Raw genomic sequence first — 17,782 nt, 5'->3', positions numbered from 1 at the left:
CATGATGAATACGCGTCAGCAGAAAATTATTGAACTGGTTAATACCCGAGGCAATGTCGCCGTCAGCGAACTGGCTGAGCTGGCCGGTGTGTCGGAGGTTACCATTCGCCAGGACCTCAACCTGCTGGAAGAAAAGCGGGTTTTACGTCGGGTTCACGGTGCGGCTCAGGCATTAGACAGCGACGACGTTGGCGTGCGAATGCATACCCGCTATGGGATAAAACTGGCGCTCGCCCGTTATGCAGCCGGGCGGATTAACGATGGCGAATCTGTATTGATCGAAGGCGGCAGCACCAACGCCCTGCTGGCACATATGCTGGCCAGCCGCAAAAATTTGACGTTAATCACCGTAAGCCATTATATCGGCCATCTGCTTAAAGACGCGGCCTGTGAAGTCATTATTCTGGGCGGCATGTTGCAAAAGCGCAGCGAATCAATGACGGGGCCTTTAACCCGGTATTGCGTACAGCAAATGCACTTCCATAAGGCCTTTATTGGTGCAGATGGCTGGCACCCGGAAACCGGCTTCACCGGCCGGGATATGCTGCGATGTGATGTCGTGGATGCCGTGCTGGCTAAAGGTGCAGAAAGCTACGTTCTGACCGATAGTTCTAAATTCGGGCAGATCCATCCTTATCCCCTGTCTTCCGGTTTTCAGCCCGGTCACGTCATTACGGAAAAGGGGCTTTCTCAGGACGTGGTGGCCGGACTCGCGGCGCAAGGTATCGGGTTAATACAGGTCGCGATCGACTCAGCACAGTAAAGGCATCAGGTGATGCCGGTAATGGAATCACGCACAACGAGGCTGCCCTGATAGGGAGTAAACGGCGTTAATTCACCGCCATCCAGCATAAAGACCAGTCGATTAATGGTGTCATTGATCATATCGGTAACGGGAAATTTAACACTGGAGAGCGCAGGCGTTATATAAGGGGCCAGCGGAATGTCATCAAAGCCAATGACCGAGACGGTTCCAGGTACAGCAATATTATTTTCTGTAAGCTGTTTGATCGCCCCGATAGCCATTTCATCATTGCTGGCGACGATAGCACTAAAGGGCTGTCCGCTCGCCAGCAATGTTTTCACCGCCAGCATCCCACTTTGCGCCGTCCATTTGCCCTGCACAATTAGCTGCTGATTCGCTGCGATTCCCTGAGTGTGAAGCGCGGTTTTATAGCCCGCAAGTCGCTCCTGACTGGTCGGCGAATCCAGTGATCCCGTAATAAATGCAATATTGCGATGGCCCTGTTCAATCAGGTAACTGACGGCCCTCTGGCTGGTTGCCTGCTGATCGCTGTAAATACAGAAGCTGTCATTAATTCGCAGACGACGATTAATGACCAGCACAGGCTGCTTGTGCTGCGAAATAATCGCATCCAGCTCGTCGATGCTGAGAAAACGCGGATAGATGATAACGCCATCGCAACGTAAATCGAGCAGAAACTGGATGGCAGCGCGCTCCTGCTCAGCGGTATGTTTGCCATCGGCCAGGATCAACTGCCGATTTTGCTGCTCCATAATTCTGGCAGAGTGAGACATTAACTCACTGAAAATGTTGCCACTGTACAGTGTATTGGTTACAACCAGCCCGATGGTTTGGGTACTTTTATTTGCCAGATTACGTGCCAGCAGATTAGGTCGATAGCCTGTCTCCGCAATGGCCAGCAAAACCCGTTCCCGCTTCTCCTGCCCTACATAACCCTTACCTGACAACACCCGCGAAACTGTCGCTTTTGAGACGCCGGCGCGTTTTGCTACTTGTGAAATGGTTGTCATGTTATCGCTGCCAGAATCTTCTGAGTAAATGGAGTTTACCTAAGCCTTTCATTATTTGAAATATTTAGCCTTAATGTCGTGCCGCCTGCTTCGCCACTCAAAGTGATTATCATCACAAAAATAACATCAGCCTATTTTACACTCTTGTTTAAAAGGTGAAATCTCTTCATGATTTTGTGAAACCGGTTTCCTATTTAGCCGCACCGTGGGTCAGATGCAGAGTAAGGCAGGCTGACTGGCGAAGTAAAACAACAACACGACGGTGAGAGCGGAAACCCGAGCGCACTTTCCTCTTCCCTACGAGATAAAATCATGCCAGGAAATTATGCAGAGATTTCACAGGCTATCGTCAGTAAGCTGGGTGGCCTGACTAATATCAGTGCGGTAACCCATTGCATGACCCGCCTGCGTTTTGTGGTGAAGGACGACCATCTGGTTGACCTTGCCGGCCTGAAAGCCATTAACGGCATCATGGGCGTTGTTCATACCGATACTCAGTTACAGGTGATTATTGGTAATGAGGTAGCAAAGGCTTATCAGGCCGTGCTGGCATTAGGCGAACCGCAGTCGGACGGCGCCGCGCCCGTAAAACGCAAAATGACGCTTAAAAGCGTAGGCGCCGGCATTCTGGATGCGCTGGTTGGCACCATGTCACCGCTGATTCCGGCTATTATCGGCGGTTCAATGGTCAAGCTACTGGCCATGATACTGGATATGGCTGGCGTATTTGAGAAAGGCTCATCAACCCTAATCATACTTAACGTGATGGGTGATGGTGCCTTCTTCTTTTTGCCCATTATGGTGGCGGCGTCTGCCGCGCTGAAATTCAAAACCAATATGTCACTGGCTATCGCCATTGCTGGCGTGCTGGTGCATCCCAACTTTATTGACCTCATGGCTAAAGCCGCACAGGGACAACACGTCGACTTTGCTTTTATCCCGGTCACGGCGGTGAAGTATACCTATACGGTGATACCGGCGCTGGTGATGACCTGGATTTTGTCTCACATTGAACGCGGGGTGGATCGTATCACCCCTGCAGTGACAAAAAACTTCCTTAAGCCTATGTTGATCGTGTTAATCGCCGCGCCGATCGCCATTGTATTGATAGGCCCGATTGGTATCTGGATCGGCAGCGGGATTTCCGCTCTGGTTTACACCATTCACGGTTATCTGGGCTGGCTTTCTGTGGCCATTATGGGTGGGCTGTGGCCGTTGCTGGTCATGACAGGTATGCATCGGGTTTTTACTCCCACCATCATCCAGACCATTGCCGAAACGGGTAAAGAAGGCATGGTGATGCCTTCTGAGATTGGCGCCAATTTATCGCTTGGCGGCTCGTCGCTGGCGGTGGCCTTTAAAACAAAAAACCGCGAATTACGTCAAACCGCGCTGGCGGCGGCGGCCTCCGCTATTGTGGCTGGCATTTCCGAACCTGCTCTATACGGCGTGGCAGTGCGATTAAAACGCCCCTTAATTGCCAGTTTGATCAGTGGATTCATCTGCGGTGCCGTGGCCGGCATAGGCGGTCTGGCCAGCCATTCAATGGCCTCACCGGGTTTATTTACCAGCGTCCAGTTTTTTGACCCGACCAATCCCCTGTCGATTGTCTGGGTTGTCGCGGTAATGGTACTTTCCGTGGTGCTGTCGTTCATTCTTACCCTGATTCTGGGTTTTGAAGATATTCCAGAAACCACCCCTCCGGCGCCATCACAACCTGGCGCATCCCCCGAACAAACGAAAGCGGCTAACGCCAGCTGATCATTAATGACCCTGTTAAAGAGGATTTCATGTCTGAAGCAACATTCCCTGAAGGCTTTTTATGGGGCGGTGCCTTATCCGCCAATCAGTCAGAAGGCGCTTTTCTTGAAGGCGGGAAAGGACTCACTACCGTTGACATGATCCCCATTGGCCCCACGCGTATGCCAGTAAAGCTGGGGCAGGAAAAACGCGTTGAGTTGCGCGATGACGAATTCTATCCCAGCCATACTGCGATCGATTTTTATCATCGTTATCGGGAAGACATTGCCTTGATGGCAGAAATGGGCTTTACCGTCTTTCGCACCTCAATTGCGTGGAGCCGTATCTTTCCGCGTGGCGATGAAAGCACGCCGAATGAACAGGGCCTGGCTTTTTATCGTGATATGTTCACCGAATGTCGTAAACATGGCATTGAACCTTTAGTGACGCTCTGCCATTTTGACGTTCCCATGCATTTGGTTACGCAATACGGTTCGTGGCGTAATCGTAAAATGATTGAGTTTTTTACCCGCTATGCCCGCACCTGTTTTGACGCATTTGATGGTTTAGTGAAGTACTGGCTGACCTTTAACGAAATTAACATCATGCTGCACAGCCCATTTTCGGGTGCCGGATTAGTGTTTGAACCCGGTGAAAACAGTGAGCAGGTTAAATATCAGGCAGCTCACCATGAACTGGTCGCGAGCGCCCTGGTGACAAAAATCGCGCATGAAATCAACCCTGATAATCAGGTGGGATGCATGCTGGCTGGTGGCAATTTTTATCCCTGGTCGAGCAAACCTGAAGATGTCTGGGCGGCGCTACAAAAAGATCGTGAAAACCTGTTTTTCATTGATATTCAGGCGCGAGGTGCTTATCCCGCCTACGCTGCGCGCCTTTTCCGCGAAAAAGGGATTCAGATTGAAATGGCAGACGGTGATGCGGATATACTCAAGCATACCGTCGATTTCGTGTCGTTCAGCTATTATGCATCCCGATGTGCTTCGGCCGAGATGAATGACAACAATAGCAGCGCGGCAAACGTGGTGAAATCCCTCACCAACCCGCATATTCAGCGGAGTGAATGGGGCTGGGGCATCGATCCGCTTGGCCTGCGCATAACCATGAATATGATGTATGACCGTTATCAGAAGCCGCTTTTCCTGGTCGAGAATGGCCTGGGCGCACGCGATGAGTTAACGGAGAAAGGCGAAATTATTGACGATTATCGTATCAGCTACCTGCGCGAACATATCCGGGCGATGGCCGATGCGATCGGAGACGGTATTCATGTTATCGGCTATACCACATGGGGCTGTATCGATTTGATTGCCGCATCAACCGGCGAAATGAGCAAACGTTACGGGTTCGTTTATGTGGATCGTGACGATCGTGGAGAAGGCACGCTGGCCCGGCGGCGGAAAAAGTCCTTCTGGTGGTATAAAAAGGTGATAGAAAGTAACGGCAGGGATTTGGATTAATCGCACAGCGCGCTTCAGCCTCTTAACCGACTGAAGCGCTGCTGGCAAAACCCCCTGAAGCAGGCTGTCCTGCTTTTCAGGCGACACTGACTGTCGCCTTCAGGGCATTTACTTCTGCAGCAACCAGTGTTCGATATCGCTGGCCGGGAGCGGCTTCGAAAAGAAGTAACCCTGTATCTGGTCACAACCGTATTGCTTCAGCAAACTCAACGTGGCTTCAGTTTCAACGCCTTCTGCCAGTACCGTATAGTTCAGCTCTTTCAACATCATGATAATACTCCGCACGATGATTCTTGATGCATGATCGCCATCCATTCGGCCAATTAAAGACATATCGACCTTAATGACATCTAGCGGTATTTCCTGCAGATAACTGATATTACTGTAGCCCGTACCGAAGTCGTCCAGTGAAATAACAAATCCCTGAGCTTTAAGCGCCTCCAGCCCGTTAATGGCGATATCACTCTCCGTAATGAGCTCGTTTTCCAGACACTCAATGCCCAGTAGTGCTGTCGGCAAGGCTGCCGCCTGCATTTTACTGGCTAAGCCAGAAGCAAACTCTGGTCTGGAAAAGTCACGCTCGCTGACGTTCACGGATACCGGGATAAGTTCAAACTCGTTGTTCCATTGCTTAAGCTGAATAATGACGCGATCGATAACCCAGTCAGTGAGGACAGAAATCAGGTTGGTTTTAATGGCCAGCGGTATAAAGTCGGCCGGAAACAGTTCGCCTCTCTCCGGGTGGTGCCAGCGGATCAAAGCCTCAAGCCCTACGGTTTTTCCCGTTTTTAAACAGACCTTTGGCTGATAAGCGAGGTACAGGCCTTCATCTTTTTTAAGCGCCTGAGCCAGATCGTTCATAATCAAAAAATCTTCAGTGCGACGCGAATCATAAGCATGATCGAACGTCATGGCGCCCATGTTTTGATGGATACATTCGTGTAATGCACTAACCGCCTGGCGCACCACTTCATTCGCATCGATGTCGCGGGAAACAAACTCTGTCTCACCCGTATAAACATCAATATCAATCGTAATGTTATCCGCTAAATCTGCTTTAAGGCTGGTTAATACCTCAACGGTGCTTTGCGCATTATAACCACCAAGATAAGGTTGTATTAACGCAAACCGGCCGGGCGCAAATGAATACAGCATGTCATCTGACTGCAGTTGAAGACGAACACCGACCAGTCCGGCAATTTGTCTGAGCAGGTTTTCTACCGGCGCAATGCCAAAAGTACGGGATAACTCATACGCCTGTGGAATATCAAGACAGTCGATGAGGATCAGGCGAAAACGACGATCGGGATTATTGACGGCCAACTGCTGCATGTCGCGAATAAGTCGGGGCCGGTTGGGTAAAAGCGTGATCAGGTCCGTGAAACTGGCAAGATTCCAGGCATCCAGAAAAGAACTAACCAGTTTTGCCAGCGACTTTAAGGTGTCCAGTTGCTCATCACTAAACATATGAGGCTTTGTGTCGGTCACGCAAAGCGTGCCTAAAACCAGCCCTTCCAGATTAGATAACGACACGCCTGCATAAAACCGAATGTGCGGCTCACCCTCAACAAGTGGATGAAAGGTAAAGCGGTTATCCTGTAATGTGTCCTGCACAACGAGCTGTCCGTCACCGTCAATCACGTGACGACAAAGGGAAACTTCTCGTGCGGATTCTTTAAGATTGAAATTACGGGAAACCTTAATATATTGATTTTTATCATCAATAATAGAAATAAAACTGCCTGAAATGCCCAGTACCTGCGCGGCAAGATGAACAAACTTTTCCAGCACCTCATCCCTGGTGACATCAGGTGACAAAAGTGCTTTAACCGCTTTGAGACGATTTTCGTCATTGCCACTTTGATTATTGTGCACAACAGCCTCCCCTTGTGCGGGTGCAAAAACGCAGAAACTAATTTAGCCTAAATTTAAATATTTAGCGCCCTGTTAAAGGACGATTTATCGCAAACAAGGGCTATGCGAGACTGTATAACATGACCGGAACTTTTTTCTAAGATTTTTAACGAGAAACCGCGTCGTCCGCTATGTCGATAGCACACATGAGTGCAAGCCAAAGTGAAGCAATCGAATAAACGACCTGATTATTCCGGGCATATTTATCATTCACCTCATCAAAAGCGCAGCTGCCTGCCTGAATAACCGCAGGCTATAACATGAAAATGCGTTCAGCTGTTGCGCTTACCGCTCTTTCAGCAATATCTTCAGATCGTTTTGTGTAACGCGTTACCGCCTCATTCTCTGAGCCTGACGGGGCGGAAGCGAAAATGGCGGCTCATGCACAAGCGTAAAACGCGCGCTACCCTGTTGCTGAAGCCAACAACACCAACCGCGATCATATGGCTATAAATAGTCAAGATGTCGCAGGCCACCTGTCGCGTCTTTTCTGTCTGATTTATCGACGCATAAGGTAACGCCTGTCCTGCTGCCCTTTCCTTTCTTCTGCACCGCTGTCAACAGGCCTTCGAAATCTGTCCTTCCCGTAGTAAGCTACGCCCTACAGCCAATATGGGTCATGTCCATTGAGCGTTGAGCGTTGAGCGTTGAGCGTTGAGCGTTGAGCAATGACGAAAGCTGACGGTAACCCGTTTGACTATAATTAACAGATTTAAAACCCCTGCCAGATGGCTTCGTTTATGGGCTGGGTGTTCAGGAATGGAAGTATGCTGACTGAAGAACAGTTGAATCACATTGTCACCCACCCCGACGACGTTTCTCATCAGGTTGTGGCAATGGCAAAAGAGTTACTGGCCTACCGGGCCGCTTTCGCGCGGCCCTATGCAGTCATAGAACCTTTGGGGATGACCTACATCGGCGATGAAAATGCAGCCATGGTCTGGCACCCAAAACATGGTGAAGACGGCGATACACGCTTGTATCTCAAACCCCTGATAGACGAGTAACGCTCGCTGGCGGGATAACGGTTGCGTGACCCAGGCGCGTATTTTATCAGCCGGTTCAGCGATGTCGTGTTCTGGCGCCAACCCTGGTACCTGCCTGACGCATTTATCCTGTCGCAAACCCTTAATCCTTTCTCAGCCGCGCGCTCCTCTGGGCAAATCTTGATGCCATGCCCGGGCAATAATCTGTGCCACGCGGTTAACGCGCTGTTCCGCCACGCACTCATCCGCACCCGATGGGTCTGCAACACCGCCATAGGCAACGGCGTGTTACACGGGTTCCGCGATCGTCAGCGCAGGGAGTGGGTTTGACAGCAACCTTTGCCGGATCTCATTATCCAGGTTGGCATCGGTGACAATATCCGTAAGCTCCTTCAAATGCACCACGTTGAACAGCGACCATGCGCCATATTTTGAGCTGTCTGCCAGTAAAATTCGGCGCTGGGCGTTCCTGATCAGGTCCCGTTTGAGCGCGGCCTTTTCTTCTGTAGGCGACGTCACGCCCTTAACCCCATCCCATCCGTTACCGCTCAGGAAGGCAATGTCCGGATGAATATTATTAAGCAGTTTTCGCCCGTGGTCACCAATGCACGACTGGCTGCTTTCATCAATGCGACCGCCAATAATTGTCACTTCAATCTGTTTGAACTCAGACAAAAACAGCGCGATATGGAGATCGTTGGTGATCACACGCAAAGGCATATGGGTAATCTGTCGCGCCAGCTCAAACATGGTAGTACCGGCGTCCAGTATCACCGCATCACCGGCTTTGATAAAACTGGCCGCAACGCGGGCAATCGCGTGTTTCTCAGCCAGATTGCGCGACGACTTTTCCAGCGTCGTGGGCTGAGAAGGGATAAACCGGTTCAGGGTAACGCCGCCATGCGTGCGACTGACGACACCTTCGTGATCGAGTTTAATCAGATCGCGTCTTATGGTCGCAGGTGACGCACCGGTCACCGTAACAAGCTGTTCAACCGTGACCAGATTGTTGCCTTTAAGATAATTCATGATCGATTCTAAGCGACTGTTTTCTTTCATGTTATGTGTACCTGAACAGGTTTTTATTTTCCGTAATGCTGCCATGATCGCAAACTGTGCTTTTTGTGTCCAGGTAATCTCTGGAAAGGTGATTAACTCAGCTCACTGGTGAGTAATACCGCTTTATGCGCCCGCCTCCTGACCACCCTGCTCAGACTGTTCAGGTAAAATCGTTTTAATTTCTCTGACGAAAAGTGGAGACATTAAATATTGTCGCGGAGTACGAGGAATCGTTATTCATCCCTTTCGCAACACCACACCAGCACTCTTGCTGGCTGCCTGACGATTAACAATGACTCGCGATAGAAGATAGCGGATCGGTAAAAATGGCGATATTCAGGCTGAATTCAAAATGCGTAGCAGTAAAGAAGGATAATACAGGGCGGGGACGTAGAGCATAAGTGGAATAACAGCAGCGTTCCGTGCTGCCAGGAATAGATTACCGATAAACGTTCAGACTATGACGTTATAACGGCATGAGCATACTTACATGGCGTCACGATATTCTGGCCAGGCAACCGCATCGGACTGCCCCGAATCTGGCGACGCAAACAGACTGCCCTGAAAGTTGATCACGCCCGCGGCCTCCAGCCACATCCACTCTTCCGCTTTCACGATGCCTGCGGCAATTACCGTGATTTCTAATGCTGAACAGCATTTGATGATCGCCTGAACAACTGCCTGTTTCGGGCCGCTTCGATGAACATCCGTGGTGATACTGGAATCAATACGAATGCGATCGGGCTGAATGTGGGTCAGCAATGACAATCCCGCCGAGCCCGCACCGAAGTTATCAACGGACAGGCTGATACCGGCGGCTTTAAGCTCCCTGACAGCCACGGAAAAGGCTTCCAGCCGTGAAATAACTTCGGTTTCACTGACGCCAATGACCACCTGCTCCGGCACCAGACCTGAGGCGTTGATGGTTGCAACAATTTTGGCAACGGCGTCCGGCACGACCACCAGCGTCATAGGAAGCAGGCTGACATACAGGGTCATTTCATCCGGACAGGCCCTGCCTGCCATCTCGAAAGCTTTAATCACGGCATCAAGGTCGGCATCATGTAACTTTTTATCCGACCCATTGGGATCGCTGCCGCTGTGGCGCGTATCCGTAATCGCCTCAATAGCCGTCACCTGCCTGGCAAGGGGATCAACAACCGGTCGGAAGGTGATACCCGAAGGAGAGGATTTTGCCGCGCTTGAGGCAGGCGCTTCAGGAATGAATTCCCAGTATTCTGACGGTAATACCTCGTAGTAGTTTTCTTTTTCACGCGCTTCTACGAAGGTACGCAGGAACTGCAGCGCTCTGTCAGCATAGGTTAGCTGATATTTGGAGGTGCCTTTATCGAGAACCGCCTGAAGTACGGTTGAACGATCGTGTTCACGCAAATCGAACAACTCCATTCCGGCGTTACCGAAGCGACGAGATGGCGCGTAGTCACGCATCAGTTCTACCACGTTGTGATGTCGGCGATCGGCACAGATACGTTGGTAAATAGCAAGAACGCCCTCTTCCGGGCCTTCCAGCAACTGGAAGAAATGTGTGCCATTAAACAACAAAATGCCTGTCACTTCATGGGAAGCATTAAGTATGCTGGCATCATCCACCATTCCTGGAAGCGTCTTAACAGGAACGTCATCCGAAATGTGGCTGCGATAAATAATGGTAATCAGCAAAGGGCAGCTCCAACGTCGTCGTGATTGTAGAAGATAGCTTATCAGTTATTGTCCAAACATGCAGGTATCGGTTCGCGAACAGGCACAATAATTTACATTAATATACTACGGTGACGACGCTTCATCGCGGCACGATCCGGATTAATCTTGTGGCGTCGTGAAACCTATTCATTAAGGTTATTTATTTAAAAATGCCTATTCACCGTAAAGATCCCGACATAGCTTATTGGTTGACTTTAACGCCTCGTTACCGCCCGCCATTGAGACAAGATAATGCCTTGTATTAGCTTACATTGCAGACGTAACCATTGAGTGCCATCCCGTCAGGCGGCGTAATGCACAACGCATAAATGACATAAGACCCGGTATGTATACATTAAAAAAAACGAACAATACCTGAAATTTAATTTAGGGCTGAATGATAAAATAAAAGTGAATCGTTTGATTAAAATGGCCGCACTATTATTTATAATATTTCAGCATCAAACTTCTTAACCAAAAAACAACGCCAAAAAAAAGGATACAATTTGCATTAAGTAAAAAGACATGAAAACTTTATAATTCCTACCCTCACTCTCCACAAGAAATAAATTAATTGCTTTTGCCTTTTATATTGATTGGGTTTTATTTCCAGCATTTGTCGTACACTCTTTTTTTGCAGTTCTATTCAGCAAACGGGCAGGAGCGGGAATGTCTATGGAATACACTAAAAAGGAACCTCACCGCACCAGTGAAAAAAATGCACTCAGCATTTCCGATCGCGGCCGGGATGAAGGTCTGAAGAAATTTCTGCGTCTGGCCAGCCAGCTGCTGGGCACCCATGGAAGTTATATTACCGTCCTGACCGATGAACAGCATATTGTTCGCGCCAGTTATAATATTGAGCTGCAAGATTCATCTCGCGAGCAGGCCTTGTGCCGGCACGTGGTCGAAGGCGGCGCAACGGTCGTTGTCACGGATACCTGCCGTGATGCACGTTTTGCTCATCATCCGTTAATAACGCATGCGCCTTTCATCCGCTTTTATGTCGGCACGCCGCTAAAAAACAAAAATGGCCTGATGCTGGGGACGCTGTGCGTAACGGATACGGTACCGCGCCCTTTCGACAACCAGCAAAAAAATATCTTTGAATCCCTGGCAGCGTTAGTTGTCGCATTCCTTGACGCCTGGCACTCTGCGGCTTTTGTCGAACCGGTTACTGGCCTGGCGAATCGGGAACGTCTTGTTCGTGATATACAGCTCCTTGCTAATCTGAACGACACGGCTTCTCGCCGTCTGGTGCTGATTGACTGTATCGATATGTCACGCGCGTTCGAATTATCCCGATCGTTAGGTATGGCATCGCTGGAGTCGTTGCTTAAAGATGTGGCGACGCTTCTGCCTTTACGCCTTCGACCAATCAGTGGCGGCCTGCTTTATACTATCGCCACCGGGCGTTTTGCGATTTTAACCCATACTGACAGCCACATCAGTGCGCGCTGGGTGGTCGAGCGTCTGAATGGAATCAGTGCTGATGTCGGTGATGGTCTGACTATGGCCCTGACCACCTGCGTCGGGCAAACAGATTTTGTTGCCGGTGATGCCCCCGCCCATGAGGTTCTCCGACGAGCAGTCAATGCGCTGGAATATGAGAGTGACCAAAAGGTCTCGCCGTTTCGTCTTGATGAATTGAGCGATTCAGGCCGTGCGCCAGATTTTACCCTGATGAGTGAACTGGCAGAAGCCTTACGACACAATCACGGTTTATATTTAGTTTTCCAGCCCAAGGTATGCCTGAAAAGCGGCAAACCTGTGGGCCTTGAAGCACAGATGCGCTGGCACCATCCGTTGCGCGGCGACCTGCCGGCAGATAATTTTGTCACGCTGGCTGAGGGAACAGAGCTGGACAAACAGCTCACAGCCTGGCTGGTCGACCGCGCTATTTGCCGCCTTAAGCGTCTCCGGCATCACCCTATTCAGTTACCTGTAACGATAAGTCTTCACGAGCGAGATGTTGCTGACGTCGCTTTTGCAGAAAAGCTGGCGGAGAAAATGCTAAAGGCAGGGCTGCCGGTCTCACTGCTCATCATCAAGATAGTGAAAACGGAGCATATCATTGACAGTCCGGCCGCCATGCTGGGGCTGGAAATGCTCAGACGTCTGGGATTCAGTATGTCGTGGGAGGATGCCGCTAAAGGCTATAGCAAAATACGCTACCTTCGCCAAAGCCCGCCTGTCATCATCAAGCTTAATAACGTCCTGGCAAACGCGATCAATGCAAAAATCACTTCACGTCTGATAGCGCACAGTATTTTTAGCACCTTAAAAGAGTTTAATACGATCGTCTTAGCGGATGAAACCGGCTTTCCCGCTGCGACGTCACCCCTTGCCGCTCCCCCGCAAGATAATGATGTCGCATATGAATATTTCAATATCAAGCCCATGGCCGAAACTGAACTGGATGCCTGGCTGCGTTGGAAGTTACCTGGCGAGCCTTCCGGACACTAACGGTTTACCCTTCTGAACGGATTGCGAGGAGAGGTCTGGCCGATTGTTTATTTCTTTGCCAAATAACGTTTATTGTCACGCGCCTGGATACGCGCTTCCACGGGCGAGGGAAAAATATAATTATACAGGTCACGATACAGGCTCAAATGCTTGATCACGCCTTCACGAATGGTTTTTGTCATATCATTCACTAAAAAGTCACAGGCAGTCTGAAAACTTCCCATTTTAAAAAAGGCTTTATCAAAAACCGTGACTGTTCCTTCCCATTTCATCAGGTACTCATCTCGCGTCGCATCGTGGCTGGCAATAAACAGACCTTTATGGGATTTAACACCGTGGTTGCCAACATACGTCACCGGAGAATCATAACCGCGTTTGCTGCGCCAGCGGCAAAATTCATAAGGAACATCATAATGCGGCAAAATAAAATCGGGGCAGCGAAAGTGCGCGTCGCTTAATAAGCCATCGAGCGTGACAGAAAAATGCAAAAAATCCTGCATGAAATCGAACTGCCGCGTTTTAGTATATTCAACATGGATGTTGAAATTACCGGATAATACGTACCAGTAATTAGTAAATCCGTTGACCAGAATACAAAAAACCTGCCAGTCACTGAGACGACGATCCCCCGCTAACCCTCTGAAACGACTGATCATCAACCTTGATTTTGGATGCTGATACGCTTTAAGTAACGGATCATTCATACCTTTCAGTAACATCAGGCCCACTCCTTAGTAATTTGGCTTATCCTGCCATGTCGTTTTCATCCTGAAAAGGTGGCGTCTTCTGATTATGCGGCCTGAGGCACTGGCCTGACGCTTTCTCGCACGCATCGGCTGTTCCCACATGCTTTATCTCATCGTTTCAGGCACTTTCGGCAAACGCCAGTACGCGCTTGCTGCTGAGTGAAAAAGTGTAGAGGGCAGAAACACAATTTCAGAAAAGTTGCGGGTAATGGAGAGCGAGGCTGTGGAAGAAATCAGAAGGGAAAGAGCGCCAGTGCGCGTTGCTGATGAAACTGAATAAAATCATGTTTCAATGCGCGATAGATCTTCATATCGCCCTGGCAGGCACGTTGTGCGGCGTATTTGACCGCAGCATATTCATGGCGAATCGCGGGAAAGTGTCGCAAATAATCCCGGAACGCCAGGTGCCGTATGATATGCGGACTCCCCGGGAGAAAAGCATGAATCTGGTGGGTCCGCGCCTGAACACCTTTAGTAAAATAGCGTCTTCCCGGAATACCGTTTTCTCCGCGCGGTTGATAGCCTGCCTGTATTAGCCCAGACTCTGCTGTTGGCGCATCAGGATTCATCACTTCTGCCAGAATATCGATGACAGGTTTGGCTGATAACCCTTCAACAGCCGTACTGCCAATGTGGTGGATAGCCACAAGATGCTCACCCAATGCCGCCGCGATAACGGCAGCTTCGGTAGAAAAGTGATCCGTCCATTCGGGCCGGTATTCACGGATAATCAAAGGGAAACGACTCATTGATGCGCATCCGTTCTAGCGCCCTTTTTTCTTACGACCCGGCTGGGTAAAGCGCTTGCGTGACGCCGGTTTATCCTCTGACTTTTCGCCCTGTTTAACGGCATTTTTTGCCGGTTTCTTTGCCGCCGGACTCTTCTGTGGTGTTTTCTTCGCTGGCTTGTCTTCTGAAGAGGAATTTTCGAGTAACTTAAACAGTTCAACCCGTTCATCATCCGTGAGATCGCGCCATTCTCCTAAAGGGATCCCTTTAAGATTGACGTTCATGATGCGCGTGCGTTCAAGCTTAGTCACTTCATAGCCAAAGTGTTTGCACATGCGACGGATTTGCCGGTTAAGCCCCTGAACCAGCGTAATACGAAACACGTAAGGCGCTTCTTTCTTTACTTTGCATTTTTTGGTTACCGTACCCAACATGGGAACACCTGACGCCATGCCCGCGATGAATTCGTCGGTAACAGGCTTATCGACGGTCACCACATATTCCTTTTCGTGGTTGTTGCCGGCACGCAAAATTTTATTGACCAGATCGCCATGGTTGGTCAGGAAAATTAGGCCCTGAGAATCTTTATCAAGCCGACCAATAGGGAAAACGCGCTTGCTGTGATTGACAAAATCACTGATGTTATCGCGCTCGCCTTCTTCCATAGTGGTAATAATGCCGGTTGGCTTGTTCAGCGCAATCAGCACCAAATCATCTTCATCACGTGGCTCAATTAACTGACCATTCACTTTTACGACATCGCCTGCAAAGACCTGGGCACCTACCGCCGCGCGCTTGCCATTGATGAAAACGTTGCCTTGTTCGATAAAGCGATCGGCATCGCGGCGGGAGCATATTCCGCTCTCACTGATGTATTTATTGAGCCGTGTAGATGATTGGGTCAGCATGGTTCCTCCAAAAACGCGCACTATACCTTACCGAAACCCGCTTGCGAAGCGGGATCCGTCAAACTTTCTGAGCCGTTCACCCTCCCTCAGCCAGGTAACGATTTATCTCGTGGCGATGACCTCAGGACACAGGCCGGGGTATCCGTCAGTCCAGCGCCCGGGTTCATGAGCAAGCAAACCTTTATCGCGTCCCTGCGACAACATCCTCTTAAAAACGAGCGCTCAGGCCCAGGTTCCATGTGACGTCGCGATAATCACGGTCACCCACTACCGTCGAAACAGCGGCAAATGCGGTCACCGCCTCGCCCAAGGGCACATTGGCGCCAACGGCCATATCCACCCAGTCTTTATCCTGGCCTGCGCTGGTGCGCCGGAAGGTCGTGCGGGTAGATTTTAACCCCGCGCTCACGGCTGAGTCGGTGTCGCCAAACTGGTGGTTATAGCTGACCTGCGCCCAGGGGTTTATCCATAATCCTTGGGTGTCGATACGCCAGCCCGCTGCGCCAATCTGTGAGTGCCGCGTTTGATCGGAGAAACGCATGGCGCTGCTGCTGTCGCCCCGTTCCTGATAAGCATCTGCCTGCACGTAGTCCAGTGCATAGCTGGCTACCGGACCGGTAGTGATGACCTCGCCTAACGGTAAATCCCAGCCTGTCTGGACGCGCAGCCCCATCAGTTTACCCCCGCTGCTTCCCTGCTCCGTTCGCGTTGCAGGTCCAAGTTTTATCCGCCGTTCTATTGCGTCGTAATCCAGATCCGCATAGTGGACGTCGGCGTTAAGCCAGAGCCGATCCATCAGCTGCAGCTGGCTCCAGAGCGCAACCATATTGCCACGCAGTCGGTAATCATACCGATCAGAGGGATGCTGGCGTTGACTGGCGGTCGACAGCAACGCACCGGCCTGCCAGTTATCGCTCAGTTGATAACCGATGCCCACAGACAGGTTGGCGGTATCGGTGTCGCCATCATTGAAAACATCGTTTTTATTGCGGGCATGCTGACCGGCATAACCGCCAAATACGGTGAACTCACCGGCCTCAGCGGGTTGCTTGCGCTGCTGCTGAAGATGGCCATCCAGTGTGTTGTGCATGTCATGCAGCATGGCCAGCGGGGCCTGCGTCAGCACCGCAACCTGCGCGGGTGCATCCAGAATTGACTGAATGTAGTCGGCAATGATGGCATGTACCGCCGGACTGGGATGAAGGCGATCGGCGAACAGATAATTTTGCTGGGACGAAAAACCTGCTGTTGATGAGGTACAGTCAACGGAGGAGGTTCCGGGCGGACAGGCCATGCCTGCGGTATTACTCAATCCATAAACCGCGGGGTTGTCGATGACTTCACTAAAGAGCCCATTAATATCAACCCGGACGATATTTCCCTGGGTATTTGCCAGCGCGTTTTCCTCCAGCTGATTGTACCGCGCCGTCAAGGCTGCCGCCTGAGCGCTCAGCTGTTGCCAGGCGGCGAATAACTGCTGTGCAATCAGATCGCGAACCGCCGGGACACCGGAGAGTTGTCCGGCTGCCTGATTGAACGCAGCCTGAATAGCCTGCTGTCTGGCGGCACTGTTGGGCGTTGCGGCAGCATCCAGTGACTGAAAGGCAGCGGACACGGCTGCGGCACTAAACGGCTGAAGAATCGCCTCGATCAGCGCGGGCGTGGCGCCTACGTTAGGGATTGTCGGCACAATCACGGTGCCAGCGCCAGCATTGAGCAGCGCTTTCACCTGACTGGCGGCCGCACCGGCACTGTTGTCAATGAGGGTGGTTGCCAGCGGAGGAAGCGCAACGGCTGCGGCCAGGTCGTTACCGCCTATCCAGTGAATATATAATCCGTTGGGATCGGCCCGACCGTTGTTCGATGCGAGGTAACGCGCCACCTGATCCTGAGTATTAAACTGCGGATTAATAGCGGGTACGGCAACGGCCCCGCCTGCCGCGTAGTTGCTGCCGCCCTGGGAAGAAGGCTGGAGGGTAAGCCCTGCCTGCCGCGCAAGGATTTCGTCATACAGCGGATTGGTTGCAGAATTATAGGTAAACCGACCCACATTTCCGGTATCGCTCAGGCTGTCACCGAATACGGTAAGACTGTCCCATGCCATGGCCGGCAGCGGTGTTGTCAGGGCACTCACCGTGGCCAGCGCCACTAAGGATACAGGAAACCACACACGCGCTCTCTTCATCATTTGCTCCGCTCAGGGATGTAACAAGGATGGATAAATCGAAGAACAGCAAATAACATCACGGCTCAGTAATAGCCGTTGAGAGTAAAAG

The 17,782-nt window shown here is 50.7% G+C and carries 13 protein-coding genes; 5 read left to right on the top strand and 8 right to left on the bottom strand.

Features of this window, described 5'->3' with window-relative positions; translation table 11 throughout:
• Window positions 1–4 precede the first annotated feature (4 nt).
• Complete coding sequence (locus tag NYE92_RS01070; RefSeq protein ID WP_041458051.1) at window positions 5–763, top strand: DNA-binding transcriptional regulator YciT; 759 nt, start codon at window positions 5–7, stop codon at window positions 761–763.
• 5 nt (window positions 764–768) lie between these two features.
• On the opposite strand, the gene NYE92_RS01065 is transcribed toward NYE92_RS01070, so the two are convergent.
• Window positions 769–1,776: a LacI family DNA-binding transcriptional regulator gene (locus tag NYE92_RS01065; protein WP_013028057.1), complete on the bottom strand. Its 1,008-nt coding sequence runs from the start codon at window positions 1,774–1,776 to the stop codon at window positions 769–771.
• 312 nt (window positions 1,777–2,088) lie between these two features.
• On the opposite strand from NYE92_RS01065, the gene ascF reads away from it, so the two are divergent.
• Window positions 2,089–3,537, top strand: a complete 1,449-nt coding sequence (gene ascF, locus NYE92_RS01060) for a PTS cellobiose/arbutin/salicin transporter subunit IIBC (protein WP_028716053.1) — start codon at window positions 2,089–2,091, stop codon at window positions 3,535–3,537.
• 29 nt (window positions 3,538–3,566) lie between these two features.
• Window positions 3,567–4,997 (top strand): 6-phospho-beta-glucosidase, encoded by a 1,431-nt coding sequence (locus NYE92_RS01055; protein WP_259018392.1) that lies wholly within the window; start codon window positions 3,567–3,569, stop codon window positions 4,995–4,997.
• A 108-nt stretch (window positions 4,998–5,105) separates the two neighbouring features.
• Here NYE92_RS01055 and NYE92_RS01050 read toward each other — a convergent pair whose 3' ends face one another.
• Complete coding sequence (locus NYE92_RS01050) at window positions 5,106–6,872, bottom strand: sensor domain-containing phosphodiesterase (RefSeq protein ID WP_259018390.1); 1,767 nt, start codon at window positions 6,870–6,872, stop codon at window positions 5,106–5,108.
• Window positions 6,873–7,678: 806 nt separating this feature from the next.
• Here NYE92_RS01050 and NYE92_RS01045 point away from each other — a divergent pair.
• Window positions 7,679–7,918, top strand: coding sequence for a hypothetical protein (locus NYE92_RS01045; RefSeq protein ID WP_014598192.1), 240 nt, complete (start codon window positions 7,679–7,681; stop codon window positions 7,916–7,918).
• Between the two features lie 267 nt (window positions 7,919–8,185).
• Here the strand turns inward: NYE92_RS01045 and NYE92_RS01040 are convergent, their stop codons facing one another.
• The gene (locus NYE92_RS01040; RefSeq protein WP_014333036.1) at window positions 8,186–8,956 is read right to left on the bottom strand and encodes a DeoR/GlpR family DNA-binding transcription regulator; all 771 of its coding nucleotides are present in this window, start codon (window positions 8,954–8,956) and stop codon (window positions 8,186–8,188) included.
• 486 nt (window positions 8,957–9,442) lie between these two features.
• Entirely contained in the window at window positions 9,443–10,636 is a 1,194-nt protein-coding gene (locus NYE92_RS01035) for a diguanylate phosphodiesterase (protein WP_259018389.1), read from the bottom strand.
• A gap of 690 nt (window positions 10,637–11,326) precedes the next feature.
• Here NYE92_RS01035 and NYE92_RS01030 point away from each other — a divergent pair.
• Entirely contained in the window at window positions 11,327–13,123 is a 1,797-nt protein-coding gene (locus NYE92_RS01030) for an EAL domain-containing protein (protein WP_259018388.1), read from the top strand.
• A 47-nt stretch (window positions 13,124–13,170) separates the two neighbouring features.
• Here the strand turns inward: NYE92_RS01030 and NYE92_RS01025 are convergent, their stop codons facing one another.
• The 4 genes from NYE92_RS01025 to NYE92_RS01010 form a co-directional block, all read right to left on the bottom strand.
• Entirely contained in the window at window positions 13,171–13,842 is a 672-nt protein-coding gene (locus NYE92_RS01025) for a hypothetical protein (protein ID WP_259018387.1), read from the bottom strand.
• Between the two features lie 260 nt (window positions 13,843–14,102).
• A complete protein-coding gene (locus NYE92_RS01020; RefSeq protein WP_210448541.1) occupies window positions 14,103–14,618 on the bottom strand; it encodes a GrpB family protein in 516 nt (171 codons plus the stop codon).
• A 15-nt stretch (window positions 14,619–14,633) separates the two neighbouring features.
• Window positions 14,634–15,506, bottom strand: a complete 873-nt coding sequence (gene rluF, locus NYE92_RS01015) for a 23S rRNA pseudouridine(2604) synthase RluF (protein WP_014598194.1) — start codon at window positions 15,504–15,506, stop codon at window positions 14,634–14,636.
• Between the two features lie 208 nt (window positions 15,507–15,714).
• Window positions 15,715–17,691, bottom strand: a complete 1,977-nt coding sequence (locus tag NYE92_RS01010; RefSeq protein ID WP_259018434.1) for an autotransporter outer membrane beta-barrel domain-containing protein — start codon at window positions 17,689–17,691, stop codon at window positions 15,715–15,717.
• Between the last annotated feature and the right edge of the window lie 91 nt (window positions 17,692–17,782).

Source organism: Pantoea sp. B566, assembly GCF_024793925.1.
In the GTDB taxonomy this organism is placed as follows: Bacteria; Pseudomonadota; Gammaproteobacteria; order Enterobacterales; family Enterobacteriaceae; genus Pantoea; species Pantoea ananatis.
This window is presented reverse-complemented; position numbering and strand designations above follow the sequence as displayed.